The sequence below is a fragment of the Paracholeplasma vituli genome, from assembly GCF_025446935.1.
GTDB lineage: Bacteria > Bacillota_I > Bacilli_A > Acholeplasmatales > UBA5453 > Paracholeplasma > Paracholeplasma vituli.
This window is the reverse complement of the sequence record NZ_JAOEGN010000014.1, coordinates 25,906-44,663: the sequence shown is the minus strand read 5'-3', so window position 1 is coordinate 44,663 and position 18,758 is coordinate 25,906. Positions and strand designations below refer to the sequence as shown.

20 protein-coding genes are annotated in these 18,758 nt (G+C 36.9%); 18 read left to right on the top strand and 2 right to left on the bottom strand.

Annotated features, from left to right (window positions below; translation table 11 throughout):
* The first annotated feature begins 7 nt into the window (after positions 1-7).
* From N7603_RS07400 to N7603_RS07365, 8 genes are all read left to right on the top strand, one after another.
* Positions 8-976: an ABC transporter permease gene (locus N7603_RS07400; RefSeq protein WP_262096787.1), complete on the top strand. Its 969-nt coding sequence runs from the start codon at positions 8-10 to the stop codon at positions 974-976.
* On the top strand, positions 973-2,373 hold the full coding sequence (locus N7603_RS07395; RefSeq protein WP_262096786.1) for an ABC transporter permease: 1,401 nt from the start codon (positions 973-975) through the stop codon (positions 2,371-2,373). Before N7603_RS07400 ends, N7603_RS07395 begins: the two co-directional genes overlap by 4 nt.
* The gene (locus N7603_RS07390; RefSeq protein ID WP_262096785.1) at positions 2,373-3,407 is read left to right on the top strand and encodes an ABC transporter ATP-binding protein; all 1,035 of its coding nucleotides are present in this window, start codon (positions 2,373-2,375) and stop codon (positions 3,405-3,407) included. Before N7603_RS07395 ends, N7603_RS07390 begins: the two co-directional genes overlap by 1 nt.
* Positions 3,404-5,248 carry an ATP-binding cassette domain-containing protein gene (locus N7603_RS07385; RefSeq protein ID WP_262096784.1) on the top strand — a complete coding sequence of 615 codons (1,845 nt, stop codon included), beginning with the start codon at positions 3,404-3,406 and terminating at the stop codon, positions 5,246-5,248. Before N7603_RS07390 ends, N7603_RS07385 begins: the two co-directional genes overlap by 4 nt.
* Positions 5,249-5,290: 42 nt before the next feature.
* Positions 5,291-6,160, top strand: coding sequence for an InlB B-repeat-containing protein (locus N7603_RS07380; RefSeq protein ID WP_262096783.1), 870 nt, complete (start codon positions 5,291-5,293; stop codon positions 6,158-6,160).
* Positions 6,160-6,906, top strand: coding sequence for a hypothetical protein (locus N7603_RS07375; RefSeq protein WP_262096782.1), 747 nt, complete (start codon positions 6,160-6,162; stop codon positions 6,904-6,906). Before N7603_RS07380 ends, N7603_RS07375 begins: the two co-directional genes overlap by 1 nt.
* Positions 6,907-6,910: 4 nt before the next feature.
* On the top strand, positions 6,911-7,339 hold the full coding sequence (locus N7603_RS07370) for a hypothetical protein (RefSeq protein ID WP_262096781.1): 429 nt from the start codon (positions 6,911-6,913) through the stop codon (positions 7,337-7,339).
* Positions 7,340-7,566: 227 nt separating this feature from the next.
* Positions 7,567-7,761 (top strand): hypothetical protein, encoded by a 195-nt coding sequence (locus N7603_RS07365; RefSeq protein ID WP_262096780.1) that lies wholly within the window; start codon positions 7,567-7,569, stop codon positions 7,759-7,761.
* A gap of 185 nt (positions 7,762-7,946) precedes the next feature.
* Here N7603_RS07365 and N7603_RS07360 read toward each other — a convergent pair whose 3' ends face one another.
* Entirely contained in the window at positions 7,947-8,630 is a 684-nt protein-coding gene (locus N7603_RS07360) for a response regulator transcription factor (protein ID WP_262096779.1), read from the bottom strand.
* A gap of 1,132 nt (positions 8,631-9,762) precedes the next feature.
* On the opposite strand from N7603_RS07360, the gene sufC reads away from it, so the two are divergent.
* The 6 genes from sufC to N7603_RS07330 all read left to right on the top strand — a co-directional run bounded on the left by sufC (position 9,763) and on the right by N7603_RS07330 (position 14,853).
* On the top strand, positions 9,763-10,536 hold the full coding sequence (sufC, locus tag N7603_RS07355; RefSeq protein WP_262096778.1) for a Fe-S cluster assembly ATPase SufC: 774 nt from the start codon (positions 9,763-9,765) through the stop codon (positions 10,534-10,536).
* A 1-nt stretch (position 10,537) separates the two neighbouring features.
* On the top strand, positions 10,538-11,413 hold the full coding sequence (locus N7603_RS07350) for a SufD family Fe-S cluster assembly protein (protein ID WP_262096777.1): 876 nt from the start codon (positions 10,538-10,540) through the stop codon (positions 11,411-11,413).
* Positions 11,414-11,417: 4 nt separating this feature from the next.
* Complete coding sequence (locus N7603_RS07345) at positions 11,418-12,623, top strand: aminotransferase class V-fold PLP-dependent enzyme (protein ID WP_262096776.1); 1,206 nt, start codon at positions 11,418-11,420, stop codon at positions 12,621-12,623.
* A gap of 11 nt (positions 12,624-12,634) precedes the next feature.
* Positions 12,635-13,075, top strand: a complete 441-nt coding sequence (gene sufU / locus N7603_RS07340; RefSeq protein WP_262096775.1) for a Fe-S cluster assembly sulfur transfer protein SufU — start codon at positions 12,635-12,637, stop codon at positions 13,073-13,075.
* 2 nt (positions 13,076-13,077) lie between these two features.
* Positions 13,078-14,487, top strand: a complete 1,410-nt coding sequence (gene sufB / locus N7603_RS07335; protein WP_262096774.1) for a Fe-S cluster assembly protein SufB — start codon at positions 13,078-13,080, stop codon at positions 14,485-14,487.
* A gap of 84 nt (positions 14,488-14,571) precedes the next feature.
* On the top strand, positions 14,572-14,853 hold the full coding sequence (locus N7603_RS07330) for a hypothetical protein (protein ID WP_262096773.1): 282 nt from the start codon (positions 14,572-14,574) through the stop codon (positions 14,851-14,853).
* 32 nt (positions 14,854-14,885) lie between these two features.
* Here N7603_RS07330 and N7603_RS07325 read toward each other — a convergent pair whose 3' ends face one another.
* A complete protein-coding gene (locus tag N7603_RS07325; RefSeq protein ID WP_262096772.1) occupies positions 14,886-15,902 on the bottom strand; it encodes a S66 family peptidase in 1,017 nt (338 codons plus the stop codon).
* Between the two features lie 97 nt (positions 15,903-15,999).
* Here N7603_RS07325 and N7603_RS07320 point away from each other — a divergent pair, with 97 nt between their 5' ends.
* The 4 genes from N7603_RS07320 (at position 16,000) to N7603_RS07305 (ending at position 18,755) form a co-directional block, all read left to right on the top strand.
* Entirely contained in the window at positions 16,000-16,578 is a 579-nt protein-coding gene (locus N7603_RS07320; protein ID WP_262096771.1) for a PucR family transcriptional regulator, read from the top strand.
* 2 nt (positions 16,579-16,580) lie between these two features.
* Positions 16,581-17,099: a YcxB family protein gene (locus N7603_RS07315; protein ID WP_262096770.1), complete on the top strand. Its 519-nt coding sequence runs from the start codon at positions 16,581-16,583 to the stop codon at positions 17,097-17,099.
* Between the two features lie 90 nt (positions 17,100-17,189).
* Complete coding sequence (locus N7603_RS07310; RefSeq protein ID WP_262096769.1) at positions 17,190-18,305, top strand: ABC transporter ATP-binding protein; 1,116 nt, start codon at positions 17,190-17,192, stop codon at positions 18,303-18,305.
* A gap of 33 nt (positions 18,306-18,338) precedes the next feature.
* A complete protein-coding gene (locus N7603_RS07305; RefSeq protein WP_262096768.1) occupies positions 18,339-18,755 on the top strand; it encodes a competence protein ComK in 417 nt (138 codons plus the stop codon).
* The last annotated feature ends 3 nt before the right edge of the window (positions 18,756-18,758 follow it).

Below are 18,758 nucleotides of genomic sequence, written 5' to 3'. Positions count from 1 at the left end.
GAACAACATGGCTAAATATTTACTTAAAAGGTTAGGTCTGATGTTGATTACTTTCGTGATCACTGTATTCCTATTCTTCCTATTCATCAAAATTATACCGGATAACCGCGTCCCACCAATCGGACAAGATGATACATATTATCAAGAGTTGGTAAGACGTGAGGGTTGGGATAAACCGATCGTTGTTCAATTTGGATACTGGGTACGAAATATCTTTACTACCGGTTCTTTTGGTTTTTCCAAAGACCATCGTTTAGATGTTGGATATGTCTATTTTAGTAGAATTCCAGCTTCAGTAAGAATCAATATCATCCCATATTTACTTTCTATCCCGATTGCTTTATTACTCGGGGTCATCGCCGGGTTATATAAGAATAAAGCGATTGATACCATCATTTCTGTAGGCATCATCGTATTTATTTCCATACCGTACTTCGTAGTTGCGGTACTAGCCCAATTCATATTCTATTTCGAGTTAGGATGGGCTCCAAACTTCGTCATTGCCACGGCCACGGAATTTGCTGAGCGGGGATTCCTATATGGAATTTCAACTTACATTTTACCCGTGACAGTTTTAACGATTTCTGCTATTCCTTCCTTAGCGAGAAGTGTACGCGCAGAATTAACCGAACAATTGACACAGGATTACATGTTATTGGCTCGTTCAAAAGGATTATCTCGTTTTGAAGCAACCATGAAACATGGTCTTAAAAATGCGATTGCACCATTCTTGCCAGGTATCTTCATCGGTATCGTAGGCGTTATGTCTGGTGGGATCATTACAGAACGTATTTTTAGAGTCACCGGTACTGGGGACCTCTACTTACGTGCATTCAATAACAGAGACTTTGCAATGATTATGATGGTTACAACCTTCGGACAATTCCTCAGTTTATTAACCAGCATTATCAGTGATATTTCATACACACTATTTGATCCAAGAGTTCGTGTGGGAAGTGGGAAGATACAATCATGATGAATATAGATAAATCAAAACTTGTACTCGTACATTCAACCGATCAAATGATTTTTGATCAGCCTTTAAAGACTAAAGAAATCGGATATTACAAAGATTCATGGAACCGTTTTAAAAAGAATCGTGCTTCCTTGTCTGCTTTCATTATTATTATGATTATGCTTTTCTTCGTTGTATTAGGACCATCAATGAAGGTTTATACACTACCTAAAAAGGATCCTAACGAAGCGGCGAGAATTCAATATCTACCTCCACGTATTCCTGGAATCGAAAAACTTGGAATTTTTGATGGTGAACGTACGATCAGCCGTGGTAAGAACTTCTTAGTTGCAATGGCTAAATCTGAATTTGGTAGCGATGTCATTATTTCTGGTATGCCAGACGTTTTATTGGATAATGATCCAAGTAACGATGGCATTTATGCAGATAAAACAGCTTTAGAAGTTACAGTAGACTTTTACAAATATACAAACTTCATTAAATCCTACATGCCTGAGGATTATTTCTCAATTCAAGGTACTGAGGTTCAAAAATTAGCGAAGGTAACAAGAAACTTCACAAAAGCACAATTCGATGATGCTGTTAAGCGTAACGTCATCATTGACTTAGTTGCGATTGAACAATCCACAAACCCAGATACGGGCAATTCAGAAACGACATATATCGTTCGCCTAGACCAATTTAGATATTCATTGAACCAAAACCCAGAAGACACATACTTCTGGTTTGGAACAAATATCCGCGGTGAAGACTTATTTACTAAGATTTGGGAAGGCGCACGTATTTCGTTATCCATGGCTGTTGTGATTCTAGCAATCAATACGACTATAGGTTTATTAATTGGATCTGTTGTAGGCTATTATGGTGGCGTATTGGACTTGTTATTTGACCGTTTGGTTGAAATCATTTCCTCGATACCGTTCTTGTCTGTATTAACTTTATTAACATTACGTTATGGAAATGCGCTTTGGGTTATCGTACTCGCATTTACAGCCACTGGTTGGCTGGGTTCTTACGGTTTAGGACGTATGCAGTTCTATCGTTTCAAGAACCGTGAATATGTCCTTGCAGCTAGAACATTAGGTGCATCGGATGCGAGAATTATGTTCAAACACATTTTCCCTAACACATTAGGATTAATCATTACTGCAGTTGCGTTATCGATTCCATCCTTCGTCTTCTCTGAAGCATCCTTCTCGTTCTTAGGCATCATTAAGTATGCTAATGGTGTAACAAGTGTTGGTATGCTTATCGAAGAAGGCCAAGCAATGATGGGGCAATATCCGCATCTACTTATCTTCCCATCCTTGTATATCGCAACACTGATGATTGCGTTCAACTTATTTGGTAATGGACTAAGAGACGCATTTAATCCTTCACTAAGAGGTGTTGAATAATGGCTGAGAAAATTTTAGAAGTTAAAGATTTAGCAATTTCATTTAAAACCCAATACGGTATCTTAAAAGCGATTCGTGGCGTCTCCTTTGATTTATACAAAGGTGAAACTCTAGCCATCGTTGGTGAATCCGGTTCTGGTAAAAGCGTTACCTCAAGAGCCATCATGGGCTTATTGGCAGGGAACTCCGTCTATGAAGGTGGATCTGTCATGTATGCAGGTAGAGATTTAATTCAAATGCCTGAAGAATTGTTCCACCAAATTCGTGGTAGTAAAATCTCAATGATTTTCCAAGACCCGATGAGTTCATTAAATCCAATTATGCGCGTTGGTGATCAAATCACTGAAGCCCTCATGTTCAAACTTAAAATGCCTAAAGCAATCGCTAAGCGTAAAGCCATTGAACTGATGGAATCTGTTGGGATTACTGAAGCTGAAAAACGTTATTATCAATTCCCATTCCAGTTTTCTGGTGGGATGAGACAACGTATTGTCATCTCCATTGCGTTAGCTAATAACGCTGAAATTTTAATTTGTGATGAACCAACCACAGCACTAGACGTGACCATTCAAGGCCAAATCCTAGATTTAATTAACCAATTGAAAAAAGAACGTAAGCTATCGGTTATCTTCATTACACATGACCTCGGTGTCGTTGCCAATATGGCTGACCGTATCGCGGTTATGTATGCTGGTAAGATTGTTGAAATCGGTAAAGCAGAAGAAGTCTTCTACAACCCACAACACCCATACACATGGGCACTCTTATCCTCCATGCCTAACCTAGCAACATCGAAGAAACTCGATGCGATCCCTGGTACACCACCAAACATGATTTACCCACCAAAAGGCGACGCTTTTGCACCACGTAATAAGTATGCCTTAGAAATCGACTACGAAGAACAACCACCCCTATTTAAAGTATCTGAAACGCACTATGCTGCAACTTGGTTACTACACCCAAATGCACCAAAAGTGACGCCACCAGACGCTGTTATTAGACTTAGAAACAATAGAGGAAGTATAAATAAATGAGTACTAACGAAACTAAAAAAGTTCTTCAAACAGAAGTCGATTATTCAAAAAAAGTGCTTGAGGTTAAAAACCTTAAGAAACATTTCTACATTGGTGCAGGTAAAACCAAAATTACAAACCGTGCCGTCGATGACGTTACATTCGACATATACAAAAGAGAAGTATTTGGTCTAGTTGGTGAATCTGGTTGCGGTAAAACCACAACAGGTAGAACCATCATTAACTTATACAAACCTACTGATGGGGATATTTACCTTAATGGTAGACGCATTGGGGCTGGGATTGCTACCCAAGTATCTAATATTGCAAAGATTAAAAAAGACCTTAAGCAAAACATTTTGAATTTAGATTCAAGAAAACTTGCGATTTCCAATCTCAAGAAAGAATTGAATTCAAAATTAGCCGATATCGCTTATCAAAAACGCATTAAGGCTCGTGATTTAAAGGAACAAGTTGCTGTTGTTAAACAAGATATTGAACACTATCACACTCAAGTATTTAATACAAAAAACGTATACACACTAGATGTAGAGTCCATTAAATACAAATTTACTTTAGATAAAACCGAGTTACTCGATTTGACCATCAACAAATCTCAAAACGAACAAGACAATGAACTAGCTATAGCAAAAACAAAGTTCAATAAGAAACTTGAAGGTCTTAAAGAGTCTGCAGCACTTGATAAAGAAGTCATTCAACAACGTATTGCGGACCTTAAAACTGAGTATGAACACGAAGTTAAAGAAATTCATGCGAAATTCAAAGACTTAATCGTTGCATCTGAAGCAGCAAGAGTTCATAAATCCACTGTGAAACAACTCATTACAGATAAGAAGAACCAAATGAAGAAAGATTTAGCAGCACGTAAAGAACAGTTTGAAAAGGACATGAATGCCATTTCAAAACCAAACTATGAAGCTGTTAAACAAAAGATTTCTGCTTTGAATTTAGCCCATAAAGTAGAAGTAGCTGCATTAAATGAGCAAGCTAAGACTTTAAAAGCACAGTATAAAGAGAAGATCGTAGCTGTACCTAAAGTTGTAGTTAATGAGACTGAAAAAGCACAGATTGCAGAAAAGATTGCGATGCTTAAGCAGACCGCGAAAGCTGAAATCGAAGTTCAAAAAGCTGAAATCGTCAAGATTAAAGAAATCTATAAAGGTAGTGACTCAACAGTCTCAGCCGGCGATATGCAAATGATTTTCCAAGACCCAATTTCTTCGTTAAACCCAAGAATGACCGTTAAAGAAATCATTGGTGAAGGCTTAACCGTTCAAGGCATCAGTAGTAAGGATGAAATTGACAAGAAAGTCAAAGAAGTTCTTAGACTGGTTGGTCTTGCGCCAGAGTATGCAACCCGTTATCCACACGAATTTAGTGGTGGTCAACGTCAAAGAATTGGGATTGCTCGTGCACTGATTATGAATCCAACAATGATTATTGCCGACGAACCGATTTCTGCACTAGACGTATCTATTCGTGCTCAAGTCATTAACTTACTTACACATTTAAAAGAAGAACTTGACTTAACTATTCTATTTATTGCCCATGACTTATCGGTAGTCCGATTCTTCTGTGATCGAATTGCAGTTATGTATGCAGGTAAGATTGTTGAATTGGCATCATCTGAAGATCTCTTCAAGAACCCAATTCACCCTTATACTAAATCGTTGTTATCAGCGATTCCTCAACCAGACCCTGATTATGAAAAAGGTCGTAAGAGAACAAGCTATAACCCAAGACAACACGATTATCGTCACGATAAACCAGCGATGCGTGAAGTCAGCAAAGATCACTTCGTTTATCTAAATCAACAAGAATTTGACGCATTAAAAAAATAATACCGGTATTCATGAAATACGATGGAAAGGAGTTATAAGTATATGAAGAAACAATTAATCTTAGGTCTTTTAGCCCTATTAAGCTTAGTTTTAGTAGGCTGTAGGGATGCAAGAACCTATAACGATAAAGTGAATGTGGTATTCTTTACTTCAAACAGTGACCCTAGTAAAATTGAGTCCTATTTGAATATTGAACCAGGTTCGTTGATTCCAGAACCAGAATATATACCTACCCGTACGGGTTACGATTTCTTAGGTTGGTTTAAAGATATTGCAGCTACTCAACCTTGGAATTTTGACACGGATACGGTTGGTACTGAATCTATCGTGCTTTACGCAGGATGGGGTTCTCTAGTCTATGATATATTCTATGATTGGAATGGAGGCACTATTCCAACCACACCATATCAAGAAACATTTAGAGTTGGACAGTCCTTCGTTTTACCACAACCACGTCGTGTAGGCTATGAATTTAAAGCGTGGTTCTTATACGATGAAAATGAATGGCCAGGATACACACCTGGTATTGGACAAACCTATAAGCCTGGTGATGGTGGTTATTCCACACTCCCAGTCAATGTTGGTGCTGCAGATTTATATCTATATGCACATTGGGATGCAATTAAAGTATCCGTTACATTTAGAGCAAACTACCCAGTAGCTAGCGTAGTATCAAACCCATCAAACCGTACATTTACATACGATTTCAACTTGGTGTATGATGCGAACGTGACGCCAGAAATGACAAATATCAACAAATTACCAGACTTCTCTGCAATTGCAAGTACTCTAGACTATACATTTGTTGGTTGGAACACCAGTGCGGATGGTTCAGGTGTGTGGTATGCCGAAAATACCCCATTCCAAAGAACCATTAGAATTACGCTTTATGCACAATGGCAAGCCAAGTAATGGATAAACCAATTACACTAAAAAAAGCACAGAAAGAGAAAAATACTATTTTAATAGTAATTTCTTTTTCTTTTGCTTTAATCGTAACTGTATTTTCGGTTTTATACTTTGGACATTTAGTCGATGAAGGCATATTACTATCCATTTTATTGGTTACAGCAATTTTGTATTTATTCTTGATTACCTATTTAAAAAGCAAATTCGTAATTGCAATGATGCAGTACGATTACTTGCGTATGGTTCATGATGATTTAGGTTCCATACCTTTAAAACACCCATTATTTACAACTAAGTTTTATAATAATATTGTAGAGACCGGCCACGAACTTGGTGTTGAATACGAGTCATTTAAAGTCTTTTATAAGTTGAATCCCAAACTAGTTGGAATTGGTAAGACGGGAAAAGTTCTAACAATCTTTATTACCAGTGAACTTGAAAACTTTGATTTTTATACAGATCAAGTTTTTGCAGCGATTGAAAAGGTGAATTCTAAAACTAAAGGTCACATATCCAAACAAATCATCGTTCAGTTTAAGCCATACAACGTTTTTGATAGTAATACCAAAGAAGATATGAACCGTATCATAAACCTCAAAAATGGTCAAATGGTTATCGTTCAATTGACAGCTGGTTTTATCCGTGAGGATAACAGTTTATACTATCTTAGACCGGTAAAGCGTTACCCAAATAAATATTATTATTACGCTACCAAACTGATTCATTCTGTAGTCGATGTGAAAGAGTGATTGTATGAAAGACGTTAAAAATAAAAAAATCCTAACAGCTGCTCAACAACTAAAAAAACAAAAACAAAAACGCAACCTAAAAGCTGCGTTAGTCATGACTGTTATTTCAGTGGTACTGGTTGGTTTTGGTTTATTATGGCAGTGGGAACTGAGTTTACGCTCCATTGGAGATGCTTTCTGGCTTGCCTTCGCAATAGAACTCACGATGGCATGGACCATGTTTGTTTACAATGAAAATATTTTATCGCCACTTATTCACGGGACTAGAACATTTTTATCGATGATTGTGGGTAAACGTCCTAAAGAAAGCTATTTCGAGTACACGATGCGCATTAATGATAACCAAATCCCTAAATTCTACTATATTGTTGGATTCCTATCGGCATTAGCCATGTTAATACCCGCATTGATTACATTGTTTATGCAGTTATAAGAGCTGAAAAGCTCTTTTTTATTTGGACTACATAGATATATTAGGAAAGTTCGTTATTTATTGTTCGTTCATCGAATATAGACTCTATAAGTTTTATAAAAATCATGCTAATTGGTTCTATAAACCAGCTTGTATCTACTAATTATATATAATTAAATAATCATATAAAATGTACATTTTATGAGTCATTCATGGTATTATTTAAGTAGGAAAGCAGGACACGATTTATGCCTTATAAAGCCCTTATAACTAGACTCTACTTGAATCCTAATCAACATCAGTTTCCCTTATCCTTAATGCGTGCTTCTAGAAGTTTATACAATCAAGCTCTTTATAATGTTAGACAACATTTCATCAAAACACTAGTATATCTGTCTTATAACGAAAACTATAAGCTACTCAAAGATAGTGAACACACCTAAGCGTACATACTTATTTGGTGTGTAGTCGCTTTAAATAAGACGAGTTCACTCGTTAAGAGGCAATCAAATCATTCCGTAAAGGGTGATTTATTCACCTCTTTTTTCTGTATTGTCTTTAGTTTCCAAATAAGTGTTAAAAATAAAAAATGTTAGTCGGGGAACTAACATTTTCTCGGATATACTGTTTATTCGGATGTTGGATAGTTCAACCTATAACCGGTACCCCATATGGTATCAATGATTGGTTTTGATCGGTCAGATTCAATCTTATTGCGCAAACGAGTAATGTGAATACTAAGAGCATTATCAGTTGCAGACTCATCGTCATCCCAGGCATAATGGATAATTGCATCCTTTTCGACGATATGATTTTTGTTATTGAATAATATACGTAAAATACGAGTCTCAACTGAGGTTAGCTTAATTTGATACTCACCTTTTTTAACGTGGCGGTTGTGCAAATCAATTTCAGTTTCTCCAAATCTGAGTTTGCGAATTAATCGACTAGACTTTTCTAATAGATTGATTGCAGATGAAATACGTGAAGCAATTAATACTTGGTTAAAAGGGAAACGAATAACCGCTTGAACGCCGGCTTTATAATAGGCAATTTCATCGGCCTCCGAAACACTTCCAAAACAATAAATTGGTACAGTTGTAGTTCTAATGATTGGTGACAAGAAGTCAACATTCCATTTAAATGATGGTTTTAATTCATATAGAACAAAATCATAAATCTGATCTGCTGTTTTTTTGTGTTGTGCAGCAGTATAGCGTTTTGAAACAACATCATGGTTTATCTGTTTCAATTCAAAAACAAGATCATCGTATGGCTTGGGACGATCTGAAATCAATAAAATGTTACCCATACACACTCCCTCAAACGTCATGGATTCAACGTATTTATTGCATTCTTTAAAATCTATAGGCTAAATTATATGATTAATATTATTAAGCTCAAATATATTATAGCAAAAAACCGTTTCAAAAACATTTCAAAATACATTATTTTCGGTATGTTTATAACATTATTATAAACGCTTACATTATATAGTGTGGTTATTATGAGATATTTTGAGATTTGCTATAGCAATATATTCTACTTAAAAAGAGCTGTTGTATGTCTTGATTTTAAATAAATTTGGTTATGAACTGACCAAGCAATAGGAAATAATTATTGAATCCATTTTCGTTTCCCAAGTGATGATTTGCCAAGAATCGAGTCAAGAAGAAGGGAAGTGATTATATCGTGTCGTTTTTATTAGGCTACTTGTTCATATTTGAATTTACACATTAGATTTAGGATTTGATTTCCAAAGTGTTCATTTTGTCTTTCTATTTAAATCAATTATGGATGTACTTTTTTCTAAAGATATATGATTTCTCGATTACGGAAACATCCAGTTATACTTTATAGTTATTAACTAAGAATAATCGTATCCCGATTAGATATTTTCGACCTCTATTCTACCTTGGAACGAGATAAATTGTGATGGTCTATAATCTAAAATTATGAATCCATGAGTAATGGCTTATGTAAGCCGTATAATGGTTTAATAAAATATATAATAACAAATATACAACTCTAATACATTATGAATATACATAATATTCAAGCTATAATTGAATACAAAAAAAAACACCAAAGGTGTTGAGTTGGAATTCACCGTTTACAGATGTTTCGTTATTGAGGATGGCAGATCAATAACAAAACATCATGATGCGTGGTGTGACGCTTAGGTATTTTTTGGGAGAAAAAATACGTTAATGGTCAATCACAAGGTCATAAAAAGGACCTATCCGTTCTTGACAATTCAATTATATACAATGAAGACAAATTCAGGTTGTGAAAATGCTTTTATTTTTTCGTGAAAACGATTACCGATTATTTTCACAAAATTTTCCCACAATCTCATTATAAATAATATAATAAATAGTGTGTATCATTAGATATAGTGTTTTAAATACGTTATAATACATGTGTTATAAGGAGGGCATCAAATGTCTACATTAAAAATTAGCAACTTACATGTCTCAATCGAAGACAAGCAAATCCTAAAAGGAGTCAATCTGATAGTTAAAAGCGGTGAAGTTCACGCCATCATGGGTCCTAACGGAACTGGTAAATCCACATTGGCTAGTGCCTTGATGGGTCATCCTAAATATGAAGTTAGTGAAGGTGAAGTATTTTTAGATGATGAAAATCTATTAGAATTAGAAGTCGATGAACGCGCTAGAGCCGGCATGTTCTTAGCTATGCAATATCCAGCTGAAGTTCCAGGCGTTACTAACAGTGACTTCATGCGTTCAGCTATGAAAGCAGTCAATGATGGACAACCTATTCCATTATTTGATTTTATTGGCAAGTATGAAAAAGCCGCTAAAGAATTAAAGATGCGCGAAGACTTACCACACCGTTATTTAAACGAAGGTTTCTCCGGTGGTGAAAAGAAACGTAACGAAATTTTACAACTTAAAATGTTAAAACCTAAGTTCGCAGTCTTAGATGAAATCGACTCCGGTTTAGATATCGACGCATTACGTATCGTCGGTGAAAACGTCAACAGTATGGTCAGCGATCAATTCGGTTGTATCTTAATTACACACTATCAAAGAATTTTAGATCATATCAAACCAACCAATGTTCACATCATGATTGATGGGAAGATTGTATTAAGTGGTGGACAAGAATTAATCGAAAAGATTGATCAAAATGGATACGAATGGGTGAAGGAAGAATTGGGAATTGATTTTGTAGAAACGGATAACGAATAATATGAATCAAATCGTTATTAAAGATCATCAAGTTCAAGGCTCTTTACCAAAAGGCATTCAATTTGATGAACAAGTTTTAACAATTCAAAAAAATCAAACCTTCGAAGAACCCATCAAAATCACACTTAAAGATGACAATAACGAATCCTTAGAAATTGTCGTGGGTGAATCTGCAGAAGTGAAAATCATTTTAGAAATCGCAAGTGCAGATATCAATCCCAATACCTATAATATTAAACTTACAGGCAAACCAAATGCGAAAGTCAATTACCTATTGGTTTGTGACTTAGCCAGCAAGAATGCTAATCTACAACACTATTTCGTAGCAGAAAAAGATACCCAAATGGAACTCATTGGTGGCTTCGTTTCAAATGTCATCAATGCGAAAATGAACGCCCGCTTAGTAGGACAAGGTGCGAATGTTAACTTAAGAGCTGTAGCAATCAGTTCAACTGATAACAATCAAGTCATCGACATTGAAATTGTTCATGCTGCACCGAACTCGACAGGAGCCATGCACAACATCGCGATTGCGAATGCGAATGGCCGTGTTATTCTAAATGGTGTTGAAAAAATTCTAAAGGGTATGAAACAAGCCGATGCGTACCAAAGCTTAAAAGGCATCATTGCTAGCGATACCGCAGTAATCGAAGTAAATCCAATCTTACTCATAGATGAATATGACGTCAAAGCAGGACATGGGGCAACCATCGGTAAGTTGGATGAAAATAGCGTTTACTACTTAATGAGCCGTGGCTTAGAAAGAAAAGATGCTGAACGCTTAATGATCAATGGATTCTTGAATCCGATCATTTCTGAGATATCAGATGAACCACTTAAAGAAAGATTTGTGTCTTTAGTTAACCAAAGACTCTAATCCTATGCTAGATGTTAAAAAAATACGTCAACAATTCCCCATTTATGACTTTAATCCAGACCTCGTCTATTTAGATACTGGAGCTTCTTCATTGAAACCCAAAGTGGTCATCGATGTTGTAGACCATTATTATTCCAAATTGGGTGTCAATGTCCACCGTGGTGTATATGGTTTATCTTATGAAGCAACCGATTTATACGAAGCAGCCAGAACGACTGTTGCGAGATTCCTAAACGCAAAATTTGAAGAAATCGTCTTTACCAGAGGTACAACAGCATCCCTTAATTTAGTCGCTTCGAGTTATCAAAACATACTCCAGGCTGGGGATGAAATCATTACATCTGAATTAGAACACCACTCGTCTGTTTTGCCTTGGTTACAAGTCAGTAAAAAGACTGGGGCGAAATTGGTTTATGTACCTTTAAACGAAGAAGGCCGCATCACTGTTGAAGCCTTCCAATCGGTACTCACAGATCAAACCAAAGTTGTGGCGTTAACGTATGTATCTAATGTTATGGGATACATCACCCCAATTAAAGAAATCATTGACTTAGCTCACCAAAAAGGTGCAGTTGTAGTCGTGGACGCTGCTCAAGCAGCACCCCATATGAAAATAGATGTAACTGCATTGAATGCAGACTTTCTCGCATTCTCTGGACACAAGATTCTAGGTCCAACCGGAATCGGTGTGTTGTATGGTAAGAAACATTTGCTCAATAAAATGGAACCTGTTGAATTTGGTGGAGATATGGTTGACCAAGTTGAGCTCTATGACGCCACTTGGAAAGACGCACCTTACCGATTTGAGGCAGGTACCCCAATTATCAGTGGTGCGATTGGGTTAGGCAAAGCCATTGAATTCATTGAATCGATTGGTTTTGACGATATTCACGCACACGTACATGCGCTACATCAATATACATTAGAGAAGTTAAAAGCGATTCCTGGTATTACCGTTTTTAACCCAACCTCTGAAACAGGCATTATTACATTTAATGTGGATTTTGTACATCCACATGATGCAGCAAGCATCTTTGATCAAAATAAAGTGTGCCTAAGGGCGGGTCACCACTGTGCTCAACTGATCACAAAGTGGTTAAAACAACTCGCAACCCTTCGTGCCACATTCTACATTTATAACGATTATGCAGATGCAGATCGTTTTATTGAAAGCGTAAAAGAAGCTGTAAGGTTCTTCCAAGCTTTTTAAGGAGAAAATACATGAGTTCAAATTTAGAAAATTTATATCGTCAAGTCATTATGGATCACTATAAGAATCCTTATAATAAAGGTTTAGTTCAAGACCCAACCTACTTCACAGTTCATCTTCATAATCCATCGTGTGGGGATGATATGACCGTTCAACTCAAAGAGGAGAATGGAATCATCCAAGATATTAGACATCAAGGCACTGGTTGTAGTATTTGTTGTTCGAGCGCGAGCGTGATGAGCATCACCCTCAAAAATCACACGAAACAAGAAGGGCTAGATACTATCCAAGCTTATTATAAGATGTTAACCAATGAGGCTTACGATCAAAATATTCTAAAAGGTGACGCATTAGCATATCACGGTGTTGCACAGTTTCCAGCTAGAATCAAATGTGCCACACTCGCATGGAAAGCAGCAGAACAAGCGTTGCTTCACAACAAGGAGGAATAATCATGGATGATAATAAGAAGAAAATAGACGCCATTATTGGTGACTATAAGTTCGGTTTCAAAACCGAGAACACTCCGGTCATTAGAACTGAAAAAGGTCTTAGTGAAGCGGTTGTACGCGCCATCAGTGAATATAAAAAAGAACCTGATTGGATGCTCGATTTTAGACTAAAGAGCTATAAAAAATTTCAAGAATTAAAAAATCCAAAATGGGGACCAGACTTATCTGGAATCAATTTTGATGAATTTACATACTTTATCAGAGCTTCTGACAAAGCTGAAAACAACTGGGAAGACGTCCCTTCCGAAATCAAAGATACCTTTGAAAAATTAGGGATTCCAGAGGCAGAAAGAAAATTCTTAGCCGGCGTTTCGACACAATTCGAATCCGAAGTTGTATACCACTCTACCATGGCTGAATTAGAAGCTGAAGGGGTTATTTTCGTCGATACCGATACGGCATTACGTGAACACCCTGGACTGGTTAAAAAATTCTTCGGTACCGTAATTCCTTATAGCGATAACAAATACGCGGCATTAAACAGTGCTGTATGGAGTGGTGGGTCTTTCATTTACGTACCTAAAGGTGTCAAAGTGAAGAAACCACTACAATCCTACTTCCGTATTAACTCTGAACAAATGGGTCAATTTGAACGTACCTTAATCTTAGTCGATGAGGATGCGTCTGTAAACTATGTTGAAGGCTGTACAGCGCCGGTTTATACCAAAGACTCACTTCACGCGGCGATTGTTGAAATCGTCGTTATGAAGGGGGCAACCTGCCGTTATACAACGGTACAAAACTGGGCGAATAATGTCATTAACTTAGTCACTAAACGTGCTTTCGTCTATGAAGATGCACACATGGAATGGATTGATGGTAACATCGGTTCGAACGTTAACATGAAATACCCATCTTGCGTACTATTAGGCGAACGTGCTAAAGGTACGACAATCTCGATTGCATTCGCAGGTAAAGGTCAAAACCAAGATACCGGTGCGAAGATGATTCACGTCGCGCCAAACACCACATCTTCAATCATTTCTAAATCGATTTCAAGAGGTGGCGGTACGGTTAACTATCGTGGTAAAGTTGATTTTGGTAAACGTGCAAAAGGTGCGAAAGCACACGTTGAGTGCGATACCATCATCTTAGATGACTTCTCATTCTCAGATACCATCCCAACCAATATTGTAAGAAACTCAGATGTTTCACTTGAACACGAAGCGACCGTTTCGAAGATTTCTGAAGACCAATTATTCTACTTAATGAGCAGAGGGTTGACTGAAGAAGAAGCGACCGAAATGATCGTCATGGGATTCATTGAACCATTCGCGAAAGAATTACCAATGGAATATGCAGTCGAATTAAACCAATTGATCAAACTAGAGATGGAAGGCTCAATCGGATAATTTCTTTAAAAGGCTCTCAAAATTGAGGGCTTTTTTCTTTTGACAAGGCCAGAGCTATAATAACAGTGTAAGGGGAGGATACTTATGAAGAAAGTCTTACTTAGCTTGTTTATCGTATCCCTATTCAATAAGGTGGTCTTGGCAGAAAACTTATCTTATCCATTTGATTCCATCACCATCGTTGAAGCAAAGAAATTCGACATCTTGATTCCGTCTAACATTCCAGAAGGATCATTACTCTACGGTAAGGTTGATGCTGGAGACACTGTGGCTGTGTCTGTGGCATCCATCCAAATGAAAAAACTCGGTAGTCAAGACTCCATCTTGGATAACATCAGTCAAGCACTCAAAGATATATTTGACTAAAGAAAAAAGCCAATCCGCTCGATTGGCTTTTGTTATTTTAGTAGTGTTTTAATGAATCCTTTTCCATCTTTAGAAAGGATTTCTACAAAGGCTCCACTGATTAGAGTAAACGTTGGTGCGATGTGTCCGAAGTCCGCATCCATAATGATTGGAATATTTAAATCGATCAAGATATCTTTTGTGACATCGTATTGGTTTAAATCAATGATCGGTCCAGTATTTAAATGACGACCGAAGATAATTCCTTTAGTGTGTTTAAACCAGCCTGCATGTTTAAGTTGCCAGAGGGCACGTTTGTAGGCGAATAAATTTAAATCACAGGCCTCGATGAACCATACGATACCCTCATCTTTATAACGCTCAAGAAACTCAGGAACATGTTCAAATGGCGTGCCAAGATGGGCGAGAAACACATCTAAACAACCGCCAATAAAGCGCCCAGATAAGCGAATTTCAGCTTCACCATTCAAGTTTTTCCATACAGTTTTTTCGGTTAAGACATACTTACCTAAAGGATCGATTTGATTCGCGTCTTTCGCTTCATGATAAGCATAACTGGTTTGAGTATCACGTTTACCTGTCATCACTTCAAAGGCTTCCTTTAATGATTCTTCCCATTCGGTCATGCCGAACTCAGTTGCGTGCTGTCCATAGATTGAAGCAGTATCTAATAGTGTATTCATCAGTAAGGTTAAATGCGTATTATCTGAATAGCCCATCACGAATTTTGGTGGGTATTTTTTTAAGTCCTCAAAATCAATATAAGGCAACATATCTAAAAGCCATTCCCCACCACCGACACTCCAAAGGAAGTCGACTTGAGGTTTTTTGTATAAAGACATGAATGCTTGAGCTCTTTCAATAGGGCTAGAACTGGCACCATTAAAGTAACCAAATATCGAGCCTTCCACAAGAATTTGATAACCCATCGCTTTCAGTTTTAGGATAGCATGTTCAAGTCGTGTTTTATAAGGGTCGATATTCGCGCCGAAACTCGGTGCGAATAAACCAATCGTGCCATTCGGCTTTAAGAATTTAGGGTATTTCATAGTATCACCGGATTCATTATATCACAGCATTTTCATCAGCCTTGGAAGTTTTCTTCAGACCAGTGAAATTTTTGGTATAATTGAAGTGGTGATCATTATGTTTAAAGGCTATCTTTTAGTCAGTCCTATCGAAAAATTGAATATCGATGACCTCACAACCATCCAATCGCTTTTTTCGGATATGTTGAATAATCCAAAACAATTTGTTGAGAGTGATAAACTGGTTGTTTTAATCAAAGAACCCAGTGAAATCGGGATTGAAGAACTCATTCACTCCATCAATAACGATTTATACCTAAATCTTTCGTTGTATGAGTCTTCGTTGTTTGAAAATGAAGTAGATTTGAAAACCGACATTCAAAAAAAGATGTTAACACTCAAGTTCGACCGTCCTTACATCAATGATAAAATCTTATTTTATGACCGTATTCTCGGTTCGATTGATGAACAATCAAAACAGCACATTTTAAAACAGTTTTATCATGACGAAGAGTTCCTACACTCGATGAAAGTATTTATTGAAAAGAATCAAAATACCTCAGAAGCAGCCAAAGCCTTATTCTTGCATCGAAATACCTTGATTAACCGATTAGAGAAGTTTAATCGAGTCACGGGTTTCGATTTGAAAAAGTTTGAAGACGCAGCCATTATCTACTTACTAATTAAGGAGAACTGATCATGTATACCCTTCATATCGATTACGACGAATCACACTATAAAGCATTCATAAAATACCATTCTGTAGGCAAACAACGCATTATCGGTTTGATTGGATTTTTCGTCATGTTGTTCGTGCTTTATTGGATGTCAAATAATTGGTTTTCTAACCTCTTTGGTAGTGATTTTTCGCCAATTTGGTTGATGGGATTTGGAGGTTTAGTTTATATTGTTGGCATTATTTGGATGATGAAACGACTTAATCACATCACTTTGATGAATAATCTAAACAACGAAATTAGAGATCTAAAGATTGTGTTTGATGAAGACACCTTCGAGACCAGCGCTTCTTTGAAAGGCAATCCAATTTACCAAAGAATTGATTACGCACTGATCAGGTACATGGTCTTAAAACCAGATTTAATTTTGTTATACACGAATTCGAATCAAGCCATCATCATTCCTAAATCAGCAATCGCTTCAGAAATGGAATCCGAATTGATGGTGTTTTTAAAAGAAAGAATCAACGTACGCGTGTAATGCGAAGTGTGCAACTTGCACATTTCTTTTTTTTTCATACTTTCGTATAATGTAAGCGTTGACAACTATATACTATAAAGGAGTGATTGTATGGCAACCCTAGAATTAAAACACATTGATAAAATTTACCCTAATGGTGTCCAAGCTGTATTCGATTTTAACTTAAGCATCAAAGATAAAGAGTTTATCGTATTCGTTGGACCTTCTGGTTGTGGAAAATCCACAACATTACGTATGATTGCTGGCCTAGAAGAAATTTCTGCTGGTGAATTATACATCGATAACGTCTTAGTGAATGACGTCGCTCCAAAAGATCGTAACATCGCGATGGTATTCCAATCCTACGCCTTATACCCACACATGTCCGTTTATGACAACATGGCATTTGGATTAAAGATTCGTAAAATGCCTAAGAATGAAATTGACACTAAAGTTAAAGAAGCAGCTGCAATCTTAGGTCTATTACCTTACCTAGATCGTAAGCCAAAAGCTTTATCCGGTGGTCAAAGACAACGTGTTGCGTTAGGTAGAGCAATCGTTCGTAACGCTAAAGTATTCTTAATGGACGAACCACTATCCAACTTGGATGCTAAACTACGTGTACAAATGCGTGGTGAATTAATTAAACTTCACAACCGTATTAACACCACTACAATTTATGTAACCCATGACCAAATCGAAGCGATGACTATGGCTAGCCGTATCGTCGTTATGAAAGATGGCTACATTCAACAAGTCGGTGCACCTAAAGAAATTTATGACTTCCCTAGCAACATGTTCGTTGCAGGCTTCATCGGAACACCTCCAATGAACTTCATCGAAGGCGTTGTGAATAACGATGGTTGGTTTGTTGCAGGCGATCACAAACTTGAAGTACCTAAAGGCAAACTTGAAATCATTAAACAAAACCAATTCTTTGGTAAACCAATCGTGTTAGGTATCCGTCCTGAAGATATTCATGATGACAAAGTTGTAATGCAAACATACCCTAACAGCATCCTTAAGATTGAAGTTGACGTTGCTGAATTATTAGGTGCTGAAACCAACATTTACACAAACATCAATGGAAACAACGTGTGTGCAAGCGTCGATGCGAGAGCAGATATCCGTATCGGTGATAAGATGGAATTGGCTTTAGACATGAACAAATGCCATTTCTTCAATCCAGAAACTGAACAACGTTTAGTATTCGACCAAAACAAATAAGAGACCGAGAGGTCTCTTTTCTTTTATCAAAATATGCTCTATATCAAACAGGATTCACAAGGCGCACACCTTGTTTATGAAAACTACACAACCCATACTAATAAGGCTTCAATCTCTATATTAAAACTGCTTTGTCAGTCTGTTTTAGTGACCTATGAAGCACGGATTCTAACCACTAAAAAGCAATTCAAGATTCACACATTAACACCTTTATATATCAATACCAAAATGTTATTAATACCAACGGGTTCACCAAGGTCCTATGAGACCATTTGGATAAATTATCTTTCGATTGTATCTATACAACCTTATGGGAAACATACGGTGGTTTTATTTAATAATCTTACAGAGTTAGAAATCCCAATATCTTATAACCGATTTAAAGAAAAACTAAAATATTGTAAAATAATCTATGATTATATGGAGGATGCTCAAACTCAAATAATCTAGGGT